18 protein-coding genes, 1 tRNA gene and 2 pseudogenes are annotated in these 20,950 nt (G+C 49.7%); 12 read left to right on the forward strand and 9 right to left on the reverse strand.

Annotation, left to right across the window (positions count from 1 at the left end; all coding sequences use genetic code 11):
• Positions 1-3 precede the first annotated feature (3 nt).
• Positions 4-525 carry a flavodoxin FldB gene (gene fldB / locus ABLU73_RS01780; protein ID WP_004205324.1) on the reverse strand — a complete coding sequence of 174 codons (522 nt, stop codon included), beginning with the start codon at positions 523-525 and terminating at the stop codon, positions 4-6.
• Between the two features lie 100 nt (positions 526-625).
• Here fldB and xerD point away from each other — a divergent pair, with 100 nt between their 5' ends.
• The 5 genes from xerD (at position 626) to lysS (ending at position 6,708) form a co-directional block, all read left to right on the forward strand.
• A complete protein-coding gene (xerD, locus tag ABLU73_RS01785; protein ID WP_004144729.1) occupies positions 626-1,522 on the forward strand; it encodes a site-specific tyrosine recombinase XerD in 897 nt (298 codons plus the stop codon).
• Positions 1,523-1,544: 22 nt separating this feature from the next.
• Complete coding sequence (gene dsbC, locus ABLU73_RS01790) at positions 1,545-2,258, forward strand: bifunctional protein-disulfide isomerase/oxidoreductase DsbC (RefSeq protein WP_004205326.1); 714 nt, start codon at positions 1,545-1,547, stop codon at positions 2,256-2,258.
• Positions 2,259-2,263: 5 nt separating this feature from the next.
• Positions 2,264-3,997 (forward strand): single-stranded-DNA-specific exonuclease RecJ, encoded by a 1,734-nt coding sequence (gene recJ, locus ABLU73_RS01795; protein ID WP_017899799.1) that lies wholly within the window; start codon positions 2,264-2,266, stop codon positions 3,995-3,997.
• Between the two features lie 85 nt (positions 3,998-4,082).
• Positions 4,083-5,181, forward strand: a protein-coding gene (gene prfB, locus ABLU73_RS01800) for a peptide chain release factor 2 (protein ID WP_264923600.1) whose coding sequence is annotated in 2 segments (ribosomal slippage) — positions 4,083-4,157 and positions 4,159-5,181 — 1,098 coding nt in all. Because the reading frame shifts where the segments join, the coding sequence is not laid out codon by codon here.
• 9 nt (positions 5,182-5,190) lie between these two features.
• Positions 5,191-6,708, forward strand: coding sequence for a lysine--tRNA ligase (gene lysS / locus ABLU73_RS01805; protein ID WP_002916299.1), 1,518 nt, complete (start codon positions 5,191-5,193; stop codon positions 6,706-6,708).
• Positions 6,709-6,954: 246 nt separating this feature from the next.
• Here the strand turns inward: lysS and idi are convergent, their stop codons facing one another.
• Positions 6,955-7,509 carry an isopentenyl-diphosphate Delta-isomerase gene (idi, locus tag ABLU73_RS01810; protein ID WP_004205328.1) on the reverse strand — a complete coding sequence of 185 codons (555 nt, stop codon included), beginning with the start codon at positions 7,507-7,509 and terminating at the stop codon, positions 6,955-6,957.
• Positions 7,510-7,823: 314 nt separating this feature from the next.
• Here idi and actS point away from each other — a divergent pair, with 314 nt between their 5' ends.
• From actS to ABLU73_RS01825, 3 genes are all read left to right on the forward strand, one after another.
• On the forward strand, positions 7,824-8,537 hold the full coding sequence (actS, locus tag ABLU73_RS01815; RefSeq protein WP_017899801.1) for an amidase activator ActS: 714 nt from the start codon (positions 7,824-7,826) through the stop codon (positions 8,535-8,537).
• Between the two features lie 80 nt (positions 8,538-8,617).
• Positions 8,618-8,691 (forward strand) — tRNA-Gly (locus ABLU73_RS01820).
• Positions 8,692-8,855: 164 nt separating this feature from the next.
• Complete coding sequence (locus tag ABLU73_RS01825; RefSeq protein WP_001546991.1) at positions 8,856-10,022, forward strand: integrase arm-type DNA-binding domain-containing protein; 1,167 nt, start codon at positions 8,856-8,858, stop codon at positions 10,020-10,022.
• Positions 10,023-10,561: 539 nt separating this feature from the next.
• On the opposite strand, the gene ABLU73_RS01830 is transcribed toward ABLU73_RS01825, so the two are convergent.
• Complete coding sequence (locus tag ABLU73_RS01830) at positions 10,562-12,514, reverse strand: hypothetical protein (RefSeq protein ID WP_094917375.1); 1,953 nt, start codon at positions 12,512-12,514, stop codon at positions 10,562-10,564.
• A gap of 574 nt (positions 12,515-13,088) precedes the next feature.
• Between ABLU73_RS01830 and ABLU73_RS01835 the strand changes: the two are divergent.
• From ABLU73_RS01835 to ABLU73_RS01850, 4 genes and pseudogenes are all read left to right on the forward strand, one after another.
• Positions 13,089-13,276: pseudogene (locus ABLU73_RS01835) on the forward strand (IS3 family transposase); the annotation flags it as partial.
• A gap of 225 nt (positions 13,277-13,501) precedes the next feature.
• The gene (locus ABLU73_RS01840) at positions 13,502-14,671 is read left to right on the forward strand and encodes an ABC-three component system protein (RefSeq protein WP_348850028.1); all 1,170 of its coding nucleotides are present in this window, start codon (positions 13,502-13,504) and stop codon (positions 14,669-14,671) included.
• 8 nt (positions 14,672-14,679) lie between these two features.
• Positions 14,680-15,147 carry a hypothetical protein gene (locus ABLU73_RS01845; RefSeq protein ID WP_001546987.1) on the forward strand — a complete coding sequence of 156 codons (468 nt, stop codon included), beginning with the start codon at positions 14,680-14,682 and terminating at the stop codon, positions 15,145-15,147.
• The gene (locus tag ABLU73_RS01850; RefSeq protein ID WP_001546986.1) at positions 15,144-17,087 is read left to right on the forward strand and encodes an AAA family ATPase; all 1,944 of its coding nucleotides are present in this window, start codon (positions 15,144-15,146) and stop codon (positions 17,085-17,087) included. The genes ABLU73_RS01845 and ABLU73_RS01850 overlap by 4 nt, the downstream gene beginning before the upstream one ends.
• Before the next feature lie 740 nt (positions 17,088-17,827).
• On the opposite strand, the gene ABLU73_RS01855 is transcribed toward ABLU73_RS01850, so the two are convergent.
• The 6 genes and pseudogenes from ABLU73_RS01855 to ABLU73_RS01880 form a co-directional block, all read right to left on the reverse strand.
• The gene (locus ABLU73_RS01855) at positions 17,828-18,232 is read right to left on the reverse strand and encodes a VOC family protein (RefSeq protein WP_059312528.1); all 405 of its coding nucleotides are present in this window, start codon (positions 18,230-18,232) and stop codon (positions 17,828-17,830) included.
• 301 nt (positions 18,233-18,533) lie between these two features.
• Positions 18,534-18,689, reverse strand: a pseudogene (locus ABLU73_RS01860) (VOC family protein); the annotation flags it as partial.
• A 200-nt stretch (positions 18,690-18,889) separates the two neighbouring features.
• The gene (locus tag ABLU73_RS01865) at positions 18,890-19,309 is read right to left on the reverse strand and encodes a putative zinc ribbon protein (protein WP_348850029.1); all 420 of its coding nucleotides are present in this window, start codon (positions 19,307-19,309) and stop codon (positions 18,890-18,892) included.
• Complete coding sequence (locus ABLU73_RS01870) at positions 19,297-19,725, reverse strand: putative zinc ribbon protein (RefSeq protein WP_100051019.1); 429 nt, start codon at positions 19,723-19,725, stop codon at positions 19,297-19,299. The genes ABLU73_RS01865 and ABLU73_RS01870 overlap by 13 nt, the downstream gene beginning before the upstream one ends.
• A gap of 118 nt (positions 19,726-19,843) precedes the next feature.
• Positions 19,844-20,050 (reverse strand): AlpA family transcriptional regulator, encoded by a 207-nt coding sequence (locus ABLU73_RS01875; protein WP_348850030.1) that lies wholly within the window; start codon positions 20,048-20,050, stop codon positions 19,844-19,846.
• A gap of 84 nt (positions 20,051-20,134) precedes the next feature.
• Entirely contained in the window at positions 20,135-20,722 is a 588-nt protein-coding gene (locus ABLU73_RS01880; RefSeq protein ID WP_348850031.1) for a hypothetical protein, read from the reverse strand.
• Positions 20,723-20,950 lie beyond the last annotated feature (228 nt).

Raw genomic sequence — 20,950 nt, forward strand, 5'->3', positions numbered from 1 at the left:
GCGTCAGGAGAAGTGTTCGGCCATTTCGCCGAGGATCTGCTCGCACCAGCTCTGGATGCGCTCGTCGCTCAGGTCGTACTGGTTGGTTTCATCCAGCGCCAGGCCAACGAACAGTTGGCCATCCGCGATCACCGGTTTCGGGCTGGTGAACTCATAGCCTTCGGTTGGCCAGTAGCCGACAAACTTCACGCCTTTGGTCGCCAGCTTGTCATGCAGCATGCCCAGCGCGTCAAGGAACCATTCGCCGTAGCCCAACTGATCGCCCATGCCGTAGAGCGCGACGATTTTGCCCTCCAGGTCCAGGGTGTCCAGCTGGTCCCAGACCGCTTCCCAGTCTTCCTGAATTTCGCCGAAATCCCAGGTCGGGATGCCGAGGATCAGTACGTCGTACTGGCTCATCAGCGCGGGGGAGTCATCTTTCAGATTGTGCAGCGTCACCAGCTCGGGGCCGATGATATCGCGGATTTTCTCCGCGGCCATTTCGGTATAGCAGGTACTGGAGCCGTAAAACAGACCTATATTCATCGCGTAAACATCTCGATTCTTGCCGTGAATGGCGGGCAGTGTACCAGAAAGGCGTCCTCTTAAGGCATAATGAGAGCGTTTAACGAACAAAGAGGCCGATGTGAAACAGGATCTGGCACTAATCGAACAGTTTCTCGATGCCCTTTGGCTGGAGCGCAACCTGGCGGAGAATACGCTCAGCGCCTATCGTCGTGATTTGACGATGCTCGTGGAGTGGCTGCACCATCGCGGTCTGTCGCTGGCAAGCGTCGGCAGCGACGACCTGCAGGCGCTGCTGGCCGAGCGGCAGTCCGGCGGCTATAAAGCCACCAGCACCGCGCGCCTGCTGAGCGCTGTGCGTCGCTTCTTCCAGCATCTGTACCGGGAAAAAATTCGCCCGGACGACCCCAGCGCGCTGCTGGCCTCGCCAAAGCTGCCGCAGCGGCTGCCGAAGGATCTCAGTGAGGCGCAGGTTGAGCGTCTGCTGCAGGCCCCGCTGGTGGAGCAGCCGCTGGAATTGCGCGATAAAGCGATGCTGGAGGTGCTGTATGCCACCGGCCTGCGCGTTTCGGAGCTGGTGGGGCTGACGATGAGCGACATCAGCCTGCGACAGGGCGTGCTGCGGGTGGTGGGGAAAGGCAACAAAGAGCGGCTGGTGCCGCTGGGGGAAGAGGCGGTACTGTGGGTGGAAAATTACCTCGAGTATGGTCGCCCCTGGCTGCTGAACGGCGTGGCGTCGGATGTCTTATTTCCCAGTCAGCGCGCCCAGCAGATGACGCGCCAGACCTTCTGGCACCGGATTAAACACTATGCCGTGCTGGCGGGGATCGACAGCGAAAAGCTCTCCCCGCACGTGTTGCGCCATGCGTTCGCCACGCATTTGCTCAATCATGGCGCCGACCTGCGTGTGGTGCAGATGCTGTTAGGACACAGCGATCTCTCCACCACGCAGATTTACACCCACGTGGCGACCGAGCGTCTGCGACAACTTCATCAACAGCACCACCCGCGGGCGTGAGTGCTGAATAAAAGGACTGAGTATGAAAAAAGGTTTATTGATGTTCACCCTGCTGGCGGCTTCCCTTTCCGGGGCGGCGCATGCCGATAGCGCGGCAATTAAACAGTCGCTGGCGAAGCTGGGTGTACAGAGCACCGATATTCAACCGTCGCCGGTTTCCGGGATGAGCACGGTGCTGACCGACAGCGGCGTGCTGTATGTCACCGACGATGGCAAGCACATCATCCAGGGGCCGATGTACGACGTGAGCGGCGCGCAGCCGGTCAACGTCACTAACCAGCTGCTGCTGGGGAAGCTGAACGCGCTGAGCAACGAAATGATTGTCTACAAAGCGCCGAAGGAGCAACACGTCATTACCGTCTTCACCGACATCACCTGCGGTTATTGCCACAAGCTGCATGAGCAGATGAGCGACTACAACGCGCTGGGGATCACCGTGCGCTACCTGGCCTTCCCGCGCCAGGGACTGCAGAGCCAGGCGGAGCAGGACATGAAGGCCATCTGGTGCGCGAAAGATCGCAACCAAGCGCTGGATGACGCCATGAACGGCAAGGGCGTGCAGCCGGCGAGCTGCAGCGTGGATATCGCCAAACATTACACCCTCGGCGTGCAAATGGGCGTCAACGGCACCCCGGCGATGGTCCTCAGCAACGGCATGGTGCTGCCGGGCTATCAGGGGCCGAAAGAGCTGAAGGCGTTCCTCGACGAGCATAAAAAACAGACAAGCGGTAACTGATTCGCGTGAAACAACAGATACAACTACGCCGCCGCGAGGCGGTTGACGGCGTCGATTTACCCGCCGATCTGCCGCCGCTGCTGCAGCGGCTGTATGCCAGCCGCGGGGTGCGCAGCGCCCAGGAGCTGGAGCGCAGCGTCAAAGGCATGCTCCCCTGGACACAGCTCACCGGCGTTGAAAAAGCGGTCGGGATGCTGCACGACGCATTCCAGAAAGGGCTGCACATTGTCGTGGTCGGCGATTTTGACGCCGACGGCGCCACCAGCACCGCGCTCAGCGTGCTGGCCCTGCGCGCGCTGGGCTACGGCAACGTCTCCTACCTGGTGCCGAACCGTTTTGAAGACGGCTACGGCTTAAGCCCGGAAGTGGTCGATCAGGCTCACGCCCGCGGCGCGCAGATGATCATGACCGTCGACAATGGGATCTCGTCCCATGCCGGCGTCGATCATGCCCATGCCCTGGGGATCCCGGTGCTGGTGACCGATCACCACCTGCCGGGGGAGACGCTGCCGGCGGCGGAGGCCATCGTTAACCCTAACCTGCGCGATTGCGACTTCCCATCGAAATCGCTAGCCGGGGTGGGGGTGGCGTTCTATCTGATGCTGGCGCTGCGCACCTTTCTGCGTGATAACGGCTGGTTCAACGCCCGCGGCATCGCCGCGCCGAACCTTGCCGAGCTGCTGGATTTGGTGGCGCTTGGCACCGTTGCCGACGTCGTGCCGCTGGATGCTAACAACCGTATTCTCACCTGGCAGGGGTTAAGCCGCATTCGCGCCGGCAAGTGCCGGCCCGGCATTAAGGCGCTGCTGGAGATTGCCAACCGCGATCCGCAAAAGCTGGCGGCCAGCGACCTCGGTTTCGCCCTCGGGCCGCGCCTGAACGCGGCGGGACGGCTGGACGACATGTCGGTCGGCGTCGCGCTGCTGCTGTGCGATAACATCGGCGAAGCGCGCGTGTTAGCCAACGAGCTTGACGCGCTCAACCAGACGCGCAAAGAGATCGAGCAGGGGATGCAGGCGGAAGCGTTAACCCTGTGTCAACAGCTGGAACGCAGTAGCGACACCCTGCCCGGCGGGCTGGCGATGTACCATCCGCAGTGGCACCAGGGGGTGGTCGGCATCCTCGCCTCGCGAATTAAGGAACGTTTCCACCGGCCGGTGATCGCCTTTGCGCCCACCGGCGACGGCACGCTGAAAGGCTCCGGCCGCTCCATTCAGGGGCTGCATATGCGCGATGCGCTGGAGCGCCTTGATACGCTCTATCCGGGGCTGATCCTGAAGTTCGGCGGCCACGCGATGGCGGCAGGATTATCGCTGGAAGAGGCGCGCTTTGAGGAGTTTCAGCAGCGCTTCGGCGAGCTGGTGACCGAGTGGCTGGATCCCGCGCTGTTGCAGGGCGAGGTGGTCTCCGACGGCCCGCTGACGGCGGCGGAGATGAGCATGGAAGTAGCGCAGATGCTGCGCGACGCCGGGCCGTGGGGACAGATGTTCCCGGAACCACTCTTTGACGGCCGTTTCCGTCTGCTGCAGCAGCGGCTGGTGGGCGAGCGTCACCTGAAGGTGATGGTCGAGCCAGTTGACGGCGGCCCCCTGCTGGACGGTATCGCCTTCAACGTGGATACTTCCATCTGGCCCGACAACGGCGTGCGCGAAGTCCAGTTAGCCTACAAGCTCGACATCAATGAGTTCCGCGGCAACCGCAGCCTGCAGCTGATCATCGATCACCTCTGGCCAAATTGACAACAGTGTATGAATAAGGGCGCGAATCCGGTAGAATTCCGCTCTTATCACCGCATTTTGACAAATCCATTAAAAGAAACCGACCATGTTTGAAATAAATCCGGTAAAAAACCGCATTCAGGACCTCACGGAGCGCTCCGACGTTCTTAGGGGGTATCTTTGACTACGATGCCAAGAAAGAGCGTCTCGAAGAAGTAAACGCCGAGCTGGAACAGCCGGACGTCTGGAACGAACCTGAACGCGCTCAGGCGCTGGGTAAAGAGCGTTCTTCCCTGGAAGCCATCGTAGATACCCTGGATCAGATGTCCCATGGGCTGGAAGACGTTGCCGGCCTGCTGGATCTGGCCGTGGAAGCGGACGACGAAGAGACCTTCAACGAAGCCGTCGCCGAGCTGGATACGCTGGAAGAGAAGCTGGCGCAGCTTGAGTTCCGCCGCATGTTCTCCGGCGAATACGACAGCGCCGATTGCTACCTTGATATTCAGGCCGGTTCCGGCGGCACCGAAGCCCAGGACTGGGCCAGCATGCTGATGCGCATGTACCTGCGCTGGGCGGAAGCGCGCGGCTTTAAGACCGAAATCATCGAAGAATCCGAAGGTGAAGTCGCAGGGATTAAATCCGTGACCATCAAGATCATTGGTGATTACGCCTACGGCTGGCTGCGTACCGAAACCGGCGTTCATCGTCTGGTGCGTAAGAGCCCGTTCGATTCCGGCGGCCGCCGTCATACCTCCTTCAGCTCCGCGTTCGTTTACCCGGAAGTCGAAGACGATATCGATATCGAAATTAACCCGGCTGACCTGCGCATTGACGTATACCGCGCCTCCGGCGCCGGTGGGCAGCACGTTAACCGTACAGAATCCGCGGTGCGTATTACCCACATCCCGACCGGGTTGGTAACGCAGTGCCAGAACGACCGTTCGCAGCACAAAAACAAAGACCAGGCCATGAAGCAGATGAAAGCGAAGCTTTATGAGCTGGAGATGCAGAAGAAAAATGCCGAGAAGCAGGCGATGGAAGACAACAAGTCCGATATCGGCTGGGGCAGCCAGATCCGCTCTTACGTGTTGGATGACTCGCGTATTAAAGATCTGCGTACCGGGGTGGAAACCCGCAACACTCAGGCGGTGCTCGACGGCAGCCTGGACCAATTTATCGAAGCAAGTTTGAAAGCAGGGTTATGAGGAACCAACATGTCTGAACAACAAGCACAGGGCGCTGACGCGGCAATTGACCTTAATAATGAACTGAAAACCCGTCGCGAGAAGCTGGCTGCGCTGCGTGAGCAGGGCGTCGCTTTCCCGAACGATTTCCGTCGTGACCATACCTCTGACCAACTGCACGCTGACTTCGATGGCAAAGAAAACGAAGAGCTGGAAGCGCTGAACGTTGAAGTGGCCGTGGCTGGCCGCATGATGACCCGTCGTATCATGGGTAAAGCGTCCTTCGTCACCCTGCAGGACGTTGGCGGCCGCATCCAGCTGTACGTGGCGCGTGACGATCTGGCGGAAGGCGTTTACAACGACCAGTTCAAAAAATGGGACCTCGGCGACATCATTGCCGCCCGCGGTAAGCTGTTCAAGACCAAAACCGGTGAGTTGTCTATCCACTGCACCGAGCTGCGTCTGCTGACCAAAGCCCTGCGCCCGTTACCGGACAAGTTCCATGGCCTGCAGGATCAGGAAGCGCGCTATCGTCAGCGTTACCTCGACCTGATCTCCAACGATGAATCGCGCAAGACCTTCAAAGTGCGTTCGCAGATCCTGGCGGGCATCCGTCAGTTCATGGTTGGCCGCGGCTTTATGGAAGTGGAAACCCCGATGATGCAGGTGATCCCGGGCGGCGCTTCCGCGCGTCCGTTCATCACCCATCATAACGCGCTGGATCTGGACATGTACCTGCGTATCGCGCCGGAACTGTACCTCAAGCGTCTGGTGGTGGGCGGCTTCGAACGCGTCTTCGAGATCAACCGTAACTTCCGTAACGAAGGGATCTCCGTTCGTCATAACCCAGAGTTCACCATGATGGAACTCTACATGGCTTATGCGGATTACAAAGATCTGATTGAGCTGACCGAATCCCTGTTCCGCACCCTGGCGCAGGACATCCTCGGCAACACTGAAGTGCCTTACGGCGACCAGGTGTTCGACTTCGGCAAGCCGTTTGAAAAACTGACCATGCGCGAAGCGATCAAGAAATACCGTCCGGAAACCGAGATGGCGGATCTGGATAACTTCGATTCCGCGAAAGCGATCGCTGAGTCTATCGGCATCAAAGTGGAGAAGAGCTGGGGTCTGGGCCGTATCGTGACCGAGATCTTCGAAGAAGTGGCGGAAGCGCACCTGATCCAGCCAACCTTCATCACCGAATACCCGGCGGAAGTTTCTCCGCTGGCGCGCCGTAACGACGTCAACCCGGAAATCACCGACCGCTTTGAATTCTTCATTGGCGGCCGTGAGATCGGTAACGGCTTTAGCGAACTGAACGACGCCGAAGACCAGGCGCAGCGCTTCCAGGATCAGGTTGATGCGAAAGCCGCAGGCGACGACGAAGCAATGTTCTACGATGAAGACTACGTGACCGCGCTGGAGCACGGCCTGCCGCCGACCGCCGGTCTGGGTATTGGTATCGACCGCATGGTGATGCTGTTCACTAACAGCCACACCATCCGCGACGTGATCCTCTTCCCGGCAATGCGTCCGCAGAAATAATCGCGTCTTGTGCATTGCAAAAAACCCGGCTTGCCGGGTTTTTTTATGTCTGACGTGAGGTCTGAAGGCTGGCGTAACCCGACTCAGCGCAGGCCGGGGGCTCCCGGATGGCGGCGTAAACGCCTTATCCGGGCTACGCAACAGCGCAGAACCGTAGGCCTGTGCCAGCGTAGCGCCGCCAGGCAACGATGACCGTTATGGCGCCGCTTTTTACGCCGGGTGGTGGCGGCAGCGAGACGAGTCAGCTTACCCGCGCAGACGCGCAACAAAGTCGGTCAGCGCCTGGCGGGCGTCCCGATTTTCCGCTTCCAGCACCATCCACGGGCTAAACGCCCAGGGCGTGGCGGCCAGCGCGCTTAACATCGTTGCCAGGTCAACCCACTGATAATCCATGACTTCATCGTCATTAGGCTGTACTTCGCTCACCACGCGCGCGGCATACACCGGACATACTTCGTTCTCAACGATACCGTTTGGGGCGACCGCCCGGTAGCGGAAGGCCGGGTGAACCGGCGCGATGTCGGCGATCTCCACGCCGAGTTCGAAGCGGCAGCGGCGCGTGACGGCCTGCTCGAAGGTCTCGCCCTGCTGGGGGTGTCCGCAGACCGAGTTGGTCCATACCCCGGGCCAGGCTTTTTTGCCCAACGAACGACGAGTGACCAGCAACTGACCCTGCTGGTTAAACAGCCAGCAGGAAAACGCGAGATGTAAAGGGGTATCAAGCGTATGGGCGGCATACTTCTCCAGCATACCGGCAGGCTGATCCTGCTCATCCAGTAAAATGACGTGTTCCCCGGCCATGACGACTCCTGAAAATAAATAAAGACCCGGCACAAACCCGCCGGGTCATGTACTCAGGCCACTAGGTTAGCCCATAAATGGCAGAAAGGCATTACCAAAACAAGCCCTGGAGGCGGCTCTGTGAGCGGCCACCCGCATGTTGGGGAAGACCACCATGACGTGCGGCACCAACAGCAATCACTGTTCGTCGCGGGCCGTACCCGATGGCCAGGGGATATTGGTTTCGCCATCAGGGATGACGCCCTGCGCCGCGGACTGGTATGATATTCGCCCTGATTGCGAGGTAAGTGGTTGTGTTAAGTGCAGGATGCCTGATGATGAAACGCGTTTATATGACACTGATGCTGGTGGTAAGCCTGGCGCTGGCTGGCTGCTCCAGCACCTCCGATTCCGGTACGACCTACACCGTTAAACGCGGCGATACCCTGTATGGCATCTCCCGCACCACCGGCACCAGCGTTCGCGATCTGGCCCGCCTGAATAACATCTCCCCGCCTTACACCATTGAGGTGGGGCAGAAGCTGAAGCTTAACGGCAGCAGTTCAACGAAGACAACGAAGAAAAAATCTTCCTCTACGCGCACCGCGGCGGTCACGCCTTCGTCCGCAGTACCTCAGTCCTCCTGGCCGCCGGTGGGACAGCGCTGCTGGCGCTGGCCGACCAGCGGCAAAGTGGTCCTGCCTTATTCCACCGCCGATGGCGGCAATAAAGGCATTGATATCGCCGGAACCCGCGGCCAGCCGGTGTATGCCGCCGGGGCGGGCAAGGTAGTCTACGTCGGCAATCAGCTGCGCGGCTATGGCAATCTGATCATGATTAAGCACAGCGAGGATTACATCACCGCCTATGCCCACAACGATAAACTAATGGTGAATAATGGCCAGAGCGTGAAGGCCGGCCAGCAAATTGCCACCATGGGCAGTACGGATGCCGACTCAGTGCGGCTGCATTTCCAGATCCGCTACCGGGCGACGGCCATCGATCCGCTGCGCTACCTGCCGCCGCAGGGAAGTAAACCTAAGTGCTAAAAGGTTATTTTATCGCCAGTCAGCATCCGGCAGGCTTGTCACAGGGTGCGTAAGGGCTATAATGCTTCTCGCACCTCTTCGCGGGCGTAGTTCAATGGTAGAACGAGAGCTTCCCAAGCTCTATACGAGGGTTCGATTCCCTTCGCCCGCTCCAAACTCAACTCTCCTGAAGTCTACCAAACTCAATTTTCCCTTGATAAATCAGCAGTTATAGCATTCTATTAGTCTATTGAACTCAATTGTACTCCCCCAGGGTCAAGCTCAATGTGGGGGTATGGATGGGGGTATAATTGTACCCCCTGCTGAGAGGTACCCCCAATGAAGCTGACTGCTCGTCAGGTTGAAACTGCGAAACCCAAAGAGAAGCCCTACAAACTGGCCGATGGTGGTGGGCTTTACCTGCTGGTTAATCCCAACGGTAAAAGATACTGGCGTCTCAAATACCGTTCGTTAGGTAAAGAGAAGCTGCTCGCTATTGGCGTTTACCCCGATGTTTCTTTAGCTGAAGCCAGAAGCAAGCGAGAGGATGCTAAAAGGACATTAGCGGCTGGCAACGATCCTTCTCTTGAACGGAAAATTGAAAAACTTAGTCGTCAACAAGACGCAGAAAACTCTTTTGAGGCTATCACGCGGGAGTGGTATCAGCGTCGCTATGACCGCTGGTCTGTCTCCTACCGCGAAGAGATGCTGAGAACCTTCGAAAAGGATGTGTTCCCTTATATCGGTCACCGGCCAATCAAAGATATCAAGCCGATGGAGTTGCTTGCAGTTCTTTCAAAGATAGAAGCAAGAGGGGCAACTGAGAAGGTCCGTAAGGTTCGCCAGCGCTGTGGAGAGGTTTGGAAGTATGCTGTTGTGACTGGCAGGGCCGAGTACAATCCAGCACCTGATCTAGCCAGCGCCGTGAGTCCTCATGAGAAAGAGCACTATGCTTTTTTAACCCAGGATGAATTGCCTGAGTTTCTTCGGACTCTGAACACCTATGCCGGTAGTGTGCTTGTAAAGATTGCGATGCAATTGCTCATTTTAACGGGAGTAAGGCCAGGGGAATTGAGGCAAGCGGAGTGGCAGGAGTTTGATTTTGAGCGGAAGGTTTGGAACGTGCCAGCAGAGCGCATGAAAATGCGCCGCCCTCATCTGGTTCCGTTATCAAGCCAGGCAATTGACCTGCTTAATCAGCTTAAACCCATAACGGGAACAGGAGCGTTGCTGTTCCCGGGACGTAATAACCCAAAGAAACCGATGAGTGATATGGCTTTGACTGTGTTGGTAAGGCGCATCGGCTATGCAGGTCGCGTTACAGGGCATGGATTCCGCCACACTATGAGTACTATTTTGCATGAGCAGGGATTTAATTCAGCTTGGATCGAGCTACAGTTGGCTCACGTCGATAAGAACTCAATTCGTGGGACCTATAACCATGCTCAGTATCTAGAAGGGAGGATGGAGATGATGCAGTGGTATGCAGATTATATTGGCAAGTAAAAATCAATCATAGCTTTTGAGACTATAGTTAAATTAGTTAGTTATTAGTAGGTAGCGCGAATTCTTTAGCTTAGCTCCTCCGTTTTGGAGGAGTTGAACACCAGTAATTTTTTTGTACTGATTTTCATTTCTGCTTACTTCTGAAACGTTACATTTGCGTTTAACTGTCTATATATTGCCGCTTACGCACATTCCCCTCTAATTACCAAGGTTATGTTTCAGGTGCCAATGCCCCCCATTCATCATAAATGGGGGCATCCGTAAACCATTCACCTTCCAGGAGCAGATCCGCCTTGCAGAAGAGTTGGTTGCAGCCCATCAGCGTGTCACCAGTATTGTCGTAACGAACAGCAATGCCCCCTCAATCATCGAGCTATACGAAAGCAAAGGCTTCAAGTTAAGTCCCTTCACGCTTTACGATCTATCTCCAGCGAAGGCAACGGTCGTGAGTTTATTTCTGACATCGTGGGAATTCGAGTTTGATGGATATAGGTTAAGAGACCATATAATTTGGCCTCTTAACAGAAGGTTATACTTTATTAAACCGTTGCATCTACCTCTAATACTCTTAAAGCCTTTAGGTAATTAACATCTACTGACTCCGGCCTTTTCACCATCTCAATAATTAAATGGTATGGAATTGGAAATCTCGGAATCTCTTTTCTATCCACTCTTTCAATATCCTTTAAGACCTTTGATAAATTAGTGTCTTCAACAGTTAATAGATATTTCTTAACAGATTCTATAATCGTGTCCGTCATAAACCTATTAGAATTTCTTTCATGCTTTAATATAGTAGCGTAAACATCATGTTTCTCGATAGGGAGTGTAACCACCTCGGGTATTTCATAATAATCGGAGTAATTTAAGTTAATTCTGTAGCGTTGAGCGACTTGAAGTTTAAAGTATTCATATATTACTCTATGAAGCTTGATTGGTTTTGCGACCCCCTCTTTAGCAAAAACTTCCAAATATTCTGCCAGAATAAAGCTGGAGTGAGTGAAAACTTTTTGATTATAGAACTTCAGATTATCCTGAACATAATTTTCATAGTAATCACCAGGGTAGGCTTCTAGCAAAAAAACAGTCCTTTCCTCGTCAGTAAAGTTAGTAGAATATGATTCACCTAAATTGTCTGAAAAATAATGTAAAAAATGTGAGTAGGTTACTGATTCATACTGCGGAGGGGTTAATATTAAACCAAAAAGATCAGCGATTTCTTCATAGGTCTCAATGGAATTATAGTTTTTTTTCTTATTGTGACTATCGTAGAAATATTCCGAATAGAACTCTCTGCGAGTTGGCGATGTTGAAAGGCAGTCAATATACTCCGCAGGAAAGTTTCTATCATGATACTCTAAATTAAGATTGGCAATTATGTAATGAATTCTCTTTTTAGCCCACATATCCATAAATGGAGATGTAAACATATTACTGATTAAATTTAAAACGGTATTGGCATATAGCTTTGATTTATTTTTTTGATCGTAAAAAAACAAAGCCATAATCCCTTCAGCTATATTCTGATTGAAACTTATTGCATTAAAAAAGCCAACTGATAATTTAATATTTGGTAAGAAATGGGAGTACGCATTCTGTGAAACTATGTCATGGTACTTAGATATCCCTTCATCGTTCACATAATTATATATCTCAAGTATTTCATCGAAGCTATAATTCTCCGCAAATGAATTTATTGAGTCAATTCGTTTGTCGTCCCACTCCTTAATGTCCTGGGTAACTGCACCCCGAGAGAGAAATAATTCAGGCGTCACATCTTGAATTTCCTCAAGGGTAGATAACTTCGAAAACAGTCCCACATCTGTAACGTCAATAATTTCCGATTCATTAACAAATGAAGACTCTGAAATAACATGCCCAATGTTATCAAAGAATGAGAAAGGTTTACCATTATTCCCAGTATTTGGTTGAGACCATGTAGGATAGAATGAATTAATTTCGCCGTTTCGATATAGAACAGCGATCCTCATGCAATTCAACGGTTCGTCTATTTTATAATAACAAATTAACTCACCATCACGGCTTTCATGTTTGCTGATGTTCAACAAAGCATCATTCAGTAAATCAAGAATCTCGCTCTCACCAACTGTCTTTGGAAATAGTGTTTTCCAGAGAAATCCTGATTTATAATTATTCTCAGGAAATAATGTCATCTTTGCTGCTTTAGAGGTGAAAACTGACTCTGGTAATTTTAACAAAATAGTTCCATTTTGAAGTTCTCGCTCGTAGTACCATTCGTCATTGGTTTTGTTATTATAGAGTAAAATATTTTTCAGACCGGGAGTTTTACTTAAATAAGACTGCCATCCTGAATAGGTGTGTAATCCTCCAGAGATTACTTTTTTAGCAATACGCCCATTATCAGTTTCAAACACCTTATCCGTGACTTCGCCGTGGAGGACATGTTCAAGAGCATTTTTGGACAGTGTAAGTTTAAGATTTTCGTTTATTTGATATGTGTGAAGTACCATTGTTTAAACTAATCCATTGTAAGAGAATTGAATAAAAGGATACTTTAACTTACCTCCTCCTCTAAAGCATTACAAAAAATGAGGAGTTGTCTTTAAGTGATCACAACAAAAAATCAAAATTCTCCGCATTTCAAATGTAACGATTCATAAACTGCCCACACGTACAACAACTGTAGGCATTTTTATGCCAAAAATCGCAGTCAAAACCTCAAGTTGCTCTGGGTACGGTAAGTTCCCTTCCTGCCCGCCAACTGAAGCCGTGGACTTTGTTACGGTCAACGGCTTCGGTGTATTCGCCCAGGGCAATGCCTACACCTCTCATTCTGACGGGAAAACCTCTTATGAAGGCACGGAGTTATCTACAGGCCCATGGATCACTATCAACGGTATGCCTGTTGTCTGTGAGGGAGATCCTGTGTCTTGTGATTCAACGGCTTCCAGTGGTGACCAACTGGTGATGTGATCAACTAAAACTGGCCACCACTTTAGAGTTTTTCCAGTATCGGCTTTCCGATTCGTTTGTGGGTAACCCTCCGTTATAGTCATGCGGCCTTAGTGCGCTGTAATACCCGACGATAATGCGGTGGCCGAATCGTTCTTCAGTTCTGTGAAAAAAGAGCGGATCAAAAAGCGCATCTATAAAACTCGGGATCTGGCCCGAGCCGATATCTTCGATTACTTTAAAGTGTTCTACAACGGGCCCAGCGCCACAATCATCTCGGCGGCGTCAGTCCGGAGGCCTTTGAACAGGCCTCGTCGTGAGGACAGGATATGTCTACAGCCATGGGGTCAGTCCATACTTACAGGAAGCCTTTGTGAAACCGAAATTGTGATTTTGACAATTGAAGTGTGCTGGAATTGCTTGTAAGTTACTTTATATAAAGAGGAAAAAGGGGCTTATTACTTCCACTATATAATAAATCTACCCACTTTTTCTGAATCGTTAGATTTACCCCTAGAGAAATTCCCCGGCGACACGGAGTAAATATGAACAAAAGTTGCGTAGTTTTTGTACATGGGTTCACAGGAGGCGCAGGTACTTGGAAGAATAGCAAGGGGGAGAGTTTTTCGGACTTGTTAAGGGCTGATCGTGAAATCGATCAGTCTTATGATTTTTATGAGTTTGATTACTATACAAAGATTGCCAGTTTAGTTGATTCTGCACTGGTAGTTAGGCTGCTCAGTTTGGTTGGTTTGGGCTCGGGGAAAGTCAAGAAAAACCAACCTATCAGACGAATTAGTGAACTGCTAAGTACCTATGTTAGGACCAACCTAAGTAGCTATGATAGTGTCATATTTATTGCTCACAGCATGGGGGGGTTGATTGTTAAAGACTATATCTTAAACCATGAAAAAGGAGACACACCGGAGCCAATTGGTTATCTATCTCTCGCAGTCCCTCACAAAGGATCCATTGGTGGCTATTTGCTGGGTTCATTCAATCTTAATGCCAAAGAGCTTCAGCCATTAAATGCTTATAGCGACACACTAAACAATGCGTGGATAGATGCAAAAGAGAGCCTCCCCAAAGCTCAGTACTATATTGCACTACATGACGAATGCGTCGACGAGGTTAGTGCTTTGCCGTTTACTGTAAAAAGATCAGATAAATTTGTGGTTGATCATGACCATATATCCATTTGTAAGCCATCTGACGTTAATGATATGGTTTGTGCTCAGGCAGCCAACTTCTTAAAAAGCCGAGCTTATGATTTTACAATGTCCGAGTTAGCGACAACAGTATACAAACCGGAGTCAAACTCATACGAGAAAGAGATATTTGTTATTAAAATGATCTTATCGGACGTAGGTGAAAAGGGGATTGATGATGCTAAAGGATCATTTTTTCACGCAGAGATAATAACTAAAGCAGCAGATAAAAATGACCGGATAACTCTCCAAGACCTACAGACGAAGGTTCTTTCTCTATATCAACAATCCTACAACGCGCATTCTAGCAAGCTCGAAGCAAATGAAGTCTTTGCTAAAGTCCATGACTTACTATTGGAGCAAGACTCTAAGGTTCTGGTTAGTGGCGTGAACTACATTAACTTTATGCACAAGAAGGGACTACTGCATCAGTTGGCAAACAAACTTAATACTCAAGTTACTTGGTCTGACAAAATTGGAATCCAAGATATCTTGGCAAAAATGTAGAGGTCATCATGTCTTCGATAATTGATTATCGCGAAGAGTTTTTTGTGCGTCTTTATCGGTGCTGGTTGATCGTTAGCATTTTAGGATTCAACCAAAAAGGTAAGAATATTCTATCTATCAAAAAAGCGGCTTTTTTCGATTTTTTGGTAAGAAATCCAAAATTATTTCATGAATTTCTCGTGAAATTTGACCGACTTTCAAATGAACCTCCTTGCTCAGAAATTCTGTACTCAAGCAATATTGACTATGGTGCATTCCAGGAATATCAAGAATTTTTGAAAAGCGTTTTAGTGTTAGAAAGCGAAGGCTATTTAGAAATTACACGCGCAGGAGATGATTTCTTTATCGCATCGACTAATAAAAAGTTTGCCGAAGCAATGACCCCTCCACCAACGTGGCAAATTAACATAGGTTTACTCAAGCCGCTGGTGAGTAAGTCTCTCAGTGTGCTTTATAAAGGAGTTCTTAGCAAATGAACACGGAAAATAGCCCTTACATTTTTGTGAAGAAAATTGTTATCCACGGAGTGGATACCTCGTATGAGGCAACATTTGAAAATGGTATAAATCTGATTTGGGGGGACATGGACTGTGGTAAATCCAGTATTCTGAATCTGATTGATTACTGCTTAGGAGGAAGTAATGATACCCTCACGTATGGTGAGATTTTGGCTAAAGGTAGAACTGCATACTTAGAGGTAGACCTTAACGGTAATGTAATTACCTTCGAGCGGCCTATTTTAGACTCATTAGCTCCAGTGAAGGCATATCGAGTTCCTTATTCATTGATCCTAACGACATATCCCATGCTCTTATCTGCCGATTCGCAAAAATCACTTCCCGACGGCTGGATTTCTGATTTTATTTTGGATGCTCTAGGGATTCCTAAAGTTAGCATCAAAGAGTCTCGTTACCGTGATGAGGCGAACTCTGATCGACTCAGTTTCCGTGACTTGATGAAATTAATGTACCTAAAACAAACAAAAGTTGGCGCTGATAGTTTATTGAATTACGGTAATCCTATAGTATTTAATAAAAACATTGAAGTTCAGAAGTTTGTTTACAATATTCACGACGACAAGTTGGCCTCCCTGAATAAAGAGTTGCAGATGGAGACACAAGCACTACACCTCCTGCAAGCTTCTGAAACTGCTATCTCAAAATTCTTATGTGATGTAAACATCACCACTAAAGCTCAGAACGATAGTGATGATCTTATCACTTCAAAAGAGCTTGCACTTAGCGAACTGGAAGAAAACGCGGAAAAATTAAAGGCAGACTATGAGTTCTCTAGCGCTGTTTCTCTTGAGATGGCGCGCGAAATCGTGCAAATGAGATCAAGCGTTTCTCATTTGAAGTCAGAGCGTCTAGAACTTGAGAAACAACATAATAATTTTTCTAAACTAAAGAATACATACCAGAGCGATCTAGAGTCTCTAAATATATCTAAACTTACAAGAGTCTCTATATCTAATCGCAACATTATAGATACAACGCTCCCTTGCCCACTGTGCTCTAGTGAAATTAGCTTAGCAGCCCCCCAACTCACTGATAGCGACTTAGAGGCAGAGATTAAATCTATTAAGAATAGACTCGCTGGAGTGCTCGTAGCACTAGAAAATATTTGGGCTAAAAAAATAAATCTTCTTGAACAAGAAACTGATATATCGAAGAAGCTAAGTTCGTTAACTGTTGATTTTGATAAATTTAATATAGAGAACATATCTGCTCTTTTATCCTCTATCGAAGCGCTTGAGCGTGCAAAGGTCGAGATTAAGGTCAGCATCGCTTCAGCTAAAAGAGACTTGGCTATCAATAACAAATATTCTGATATATCAAAGGGAATTCAAGATAAAAATTCAGTTATTTTTGCGCTAAAACGCAATATAAAATCGGTAGAGGACGGGCTTACGGGACTTGATGATGTAGTATCTAGCTTGAGCGGTATATTTAGAAAATACATTTCAAATAGTGGGCTTCAAAACGTCCATGACGTATATGTAAATAAAAAATTCATCCCTCACTTTCGCGATATAAGTTACTACAACACAACTTCTGGCGGCGTAAGAACCATCATGTCCATCGGAGGATTCGTATCTAGAATGGAGTATTTACTCTCTACCGCCGGAAATCTCCCTACTTTTCTTATGGTAGATACACCAGGTCAAAATATTGGACGAAGGGGAAGAAAGGATGATGACTCAGCCCTTTCAGATCCTGTCCTCTACAACAATATATTTAAACAATTCCTTGGGCTGGTGAACAAAGCTCGAGCAGAAAATAGACTATTTCAGATCATTGTTGTTGACAATGATTTGCCGCCGGTTCTAGAGGAAGGAGGGGATTATCACTTGGTGAAAAGATTCAGCAAGAATGGTGGAGAGTTTGAAAAGGGATTGATTAATGATTACGAGTAGTGGCGCAAAGTAATTCATGTTTAATCAATTTCTGGAGCTCTTTAGTAAGATAAATGCTACCTATTAGCATTACGGAATCAACGGTGTAACCAAACATGCACGCAACAACTTTGCTCCAGATTCCCGGTGTTGGGACGTTAATTCTGCTCTTCGCTCATAGCACACCTTGAGCCGTCCATAGTTGTCCGCTTCGTGCCAGAAGCAGAAGCGGACTATTTTTAGGTCGTCATTCAATCTTCTATTGAGGTCATTTCTTCAGAGAGTCATTGTCTTAGAATTAGTATTTTAAATGGATATAGGTTATCTGAACGGTATACTAAATCGTATCCCCGCTCAGCCTGAAGTTTGTACTGAGCAAACGTAACAATAAGGCTTCCTGCTGCTACATCATCTGCAATCAAAACACTGCGTCAGCTTGTTGACAATGGCCAATTGAATACCGCGAACAAGTGTAAGAACTCCCAGCAACTCTGCTTCATAGTCCTCTTTTGTTAGCCCCTTAAATCCCTGATATTTCATCCACTCAGCATCATTACGATACACCATAAAACTATCAATTTCGTGTGAATGAAATGTTCGAATGATGCATCTTGACGATATTATCTGCATAAAACTTCCTGTTAAATGATTCATCTGCGCCGGTCTCTGCGACCATAAGAGTTACCGCCTGACGCTACGCCCGACGGCTACTTCTGACTATGTCCGATGCGTTGCCGCTTTCATACACAACTCGAAAAATGTCAGTTTGATGTTAACCCCTCATTGGAATAGAACACAAACGCCAGCTTATTCCCGTCCGGATCGCGTACATAAGCACTGTGAAAACCTGCTCCGTAATGCGGCCTATGTCCCGGCGCGCCTTCATTTGTCCCGCCGAGGCTGAGAGCGAGCGCATGCAATTGCGCTATATGTTCAAATGAGTGGGCATTCAGCGCGACCATCGTGCCATTTCCTGTTCCAGCACGCTGCTGATCAAAAGGCATACCAATGCATAACCCGGTCGTATGGTTATCGCTGAACGTGCCCCAGGATGCCCCCTCTTCATTCCTGCCTGCCTTTGGATGTCCAAGCAATTCCATCAACGGATCGTAGAAACTAATAGCACGCTGTAGATCGTTAGTACCCAGCATCACGTAAGAAAACATAATACCCTCCTCGTCCAGATTATCTTTTACATGTTTGCGCCAGGCCTTGAGATTTGGTGCGTCACTGAAGCTGACGGAAACCTGGCTGATGACAGTGATACCAGCCCGGAGCATTACTGCTGTGGCTGGCTGTTCGTGTGAGGCTCTGGTCAATATCACGTCCTGTGTTATTAGTATCTGTTGATAAACTCAACCAACATTAAACGGATATTATTTAATCATTAGTTATGCATGGTTATTTCGGCTAGGTCACAAGCCGTTACCGGGAATTGTCGACGCTGAATAATTACTCTCAGGTTACTCATAAAATAAAGCTAATCTTTACATAGGGGGCACTGCGTTCTCCCTCGCCATGATAAACAGTATCAATGTTGTTACCGTCTGGATTGAGAACAAAAGCGTTGACCATTTCACGGTTGCAGGCTTGAAATGCGAGATGGTGCCGTCCCACCACTTTACTGATGTGCATGGCTGCATGTCGGAACTGATGTGATTCTTCGAAATGAACAGCCGATATTGGCATTGGAATATCGAGGTTTTTCAAAATAGTGAACGAAATACCAATGAAAAACTGAGCTTCAGGTTTGAATTATCAATCACCCATATCTGGATAGTCCACAAAGGAATGTAAGAGAAAAGAAGGCTAAACTTACTCGTCTACTCAGGTAACAAGAGCGCTTTGTTAGCAGTACGCTCAACGCTGTAAATTCCAGAATGGCATTTTTTACAATGCTTGTTACCGACGTAATCTTCACTACAAAGAACGCAGAACCAGCGAGTAGGCGGGCTGGTCGAGGTATCGATCGCATAAGTGATCTGCCGCAATTTTTTAATACGGGCAGCTTCCTTCTCCATTGGGTCCACCCAGGCGCACTTCATCAGTTTATGGTGAGATATCGAGTGCTGAATATGCTCAAACCAAGGGCCTTCTTTCTCATCCCCTTTATGTAATATTAGCCTGCAGCCACAGCTGGCGCATGTCCAGTGCTCGTTGGTATTGGAGGCTTCAGTGGCTTCCTTAGCAGTGACATACTTGTTGTATATGTTGTTTGCCAGAAAGCATTTCAGTATGCGCATCCCGTCACCTCCGCAGTCTGGTCTGCTGTACTGGAGTGCGCCCGGCTGTAATCACCGGTACGGCAATTCAGGCAGTACCGTTCGCCGTGGTAATCACTGTCGCACTCCGAACAGTGCCATTCGGCCTTACGTACTATCGGGAGGACATCCGGGACGTAACGGCGCAGCATGCGTATCCGCCGTGCTTCTTTCGGCTCAGGGCATACGTACGGGCAATGGTGACGACCGTTCTCGGTCAGGTCTTCCCGTGTATGCTCAAACCACGGGCGGTTAGTACCCCATTCAGGATGGAATAACAGAGCGCTGCCGCAGAGGTGGCAGGTGTAGCGGTCATAAGGGTGAAGCTGTGCAGTGGTTGCGCCCGTTAGACGCTGATTGCCGTCAAGGCCGATAAAAGATTTGGCGTAAATCGTCATAGTAATGGGTCCTTTGCCATACGACAGGCAGAGCTAAGCCGTCCCGGGGAGGGCAGCAGTGCAGGTCATACGACTGGTGGCGTTAAATCAGGTGGGAGATGTGATTGCGTTCGATAGATTACTGGCGGGACTGATCAATGCGTTCCTGTAGCCAGGCTTCCACTTCGCTTTCAAGCCAGCGGGAGCTTCTGCCCAGCTTAATTGGCTTTGGGAATTCACCGTCTTTAATCAGTTTGTAGAACCATTTGTCCGTTAAGCCGGTGAGTTGTGTGATAAACGCCATATCGACAAATTTGTCGGTAAGAAGGCTGGCAGGTGTGGTCATCGTTTTTCTCCTTGAGTGAATGGGAGAAGGAGCCTGGTACGGTGAACGCAGACTCCTTCAAACGATGTGGCACCGGCGTAATTTTTAACTGGCTTTTCGCCGCCTGCCTGCTGTCCGTGGCGCAGGAATATTACTCAACTGGCAGATAACCCCCAGGGTTTTCTGTGCCTGCTTGCTGAGGTAGCTCAGGATGTACTGCATACCTCTGCGGCCCCTGGCATCGTCATAAGAGGTCACCCATTCTCCTCTCACGCGATAATGCTCTTTAGGCTCACAACGATGTGTGTGTCCTTCTCCCCACGTCACATACTTCCAGGTGTCCCTGAGTGCTTCAAAGACGGTCCAGACCTGGCGATGCTTCTGACCGTTGAGGTAAAACGCGGCGTGGATGTGGTAACCATGCTGTTCAGTTTGTTCCAGTACCCATGCGTAACCCACCAACCCGTTGATATCCCCGCAGCGTTGAATCAGTAATGTGATATCCGCTACTGTCGAATGAATATCTCCCTCACTATGCGAATCGCTGTCCTGAAGGTAAGAGAAGTCCACCCGTAGCATCAACAGCTTGGAATAACGCTCAAATAACTGGTCCTGATGGCGTCGTAGCTTTCGGCTCAGGGCTGTGTGCTGAACGTAGCTAAGATTGATATCGGTCGTGTCGTGGTAGCTCATGTCTGATTCTCCATGTGAGTGTAATCGTCATGGGAATGGACACAGGCGTCAGTTTTGAAATGGGTGCAGGAGAGCGGTAAGTATCGCGGTACCATGCTGATTGCCGTGCTCGGGCATCGCTCATGGGGGGGGAGGGTTACGAAAGTGCTTCTCTATAAAATATCATTTTATTCCTTAATTAAATGATTTCGGCCTCGTGATTCATGCACTTCAAGGCAGGGGCATTTG

Origin of the sequence: Klebsiella sp. GG_Kp175 (assembly GCF_040062325.1) — a bacterium.
Lineage (GTDB): Bacteria > Pseudomonadota > Gammaproteobacteria > Enterobacterales > Enterobacteriaceae > Klebsiella > Klebsiella quasipneumoniae.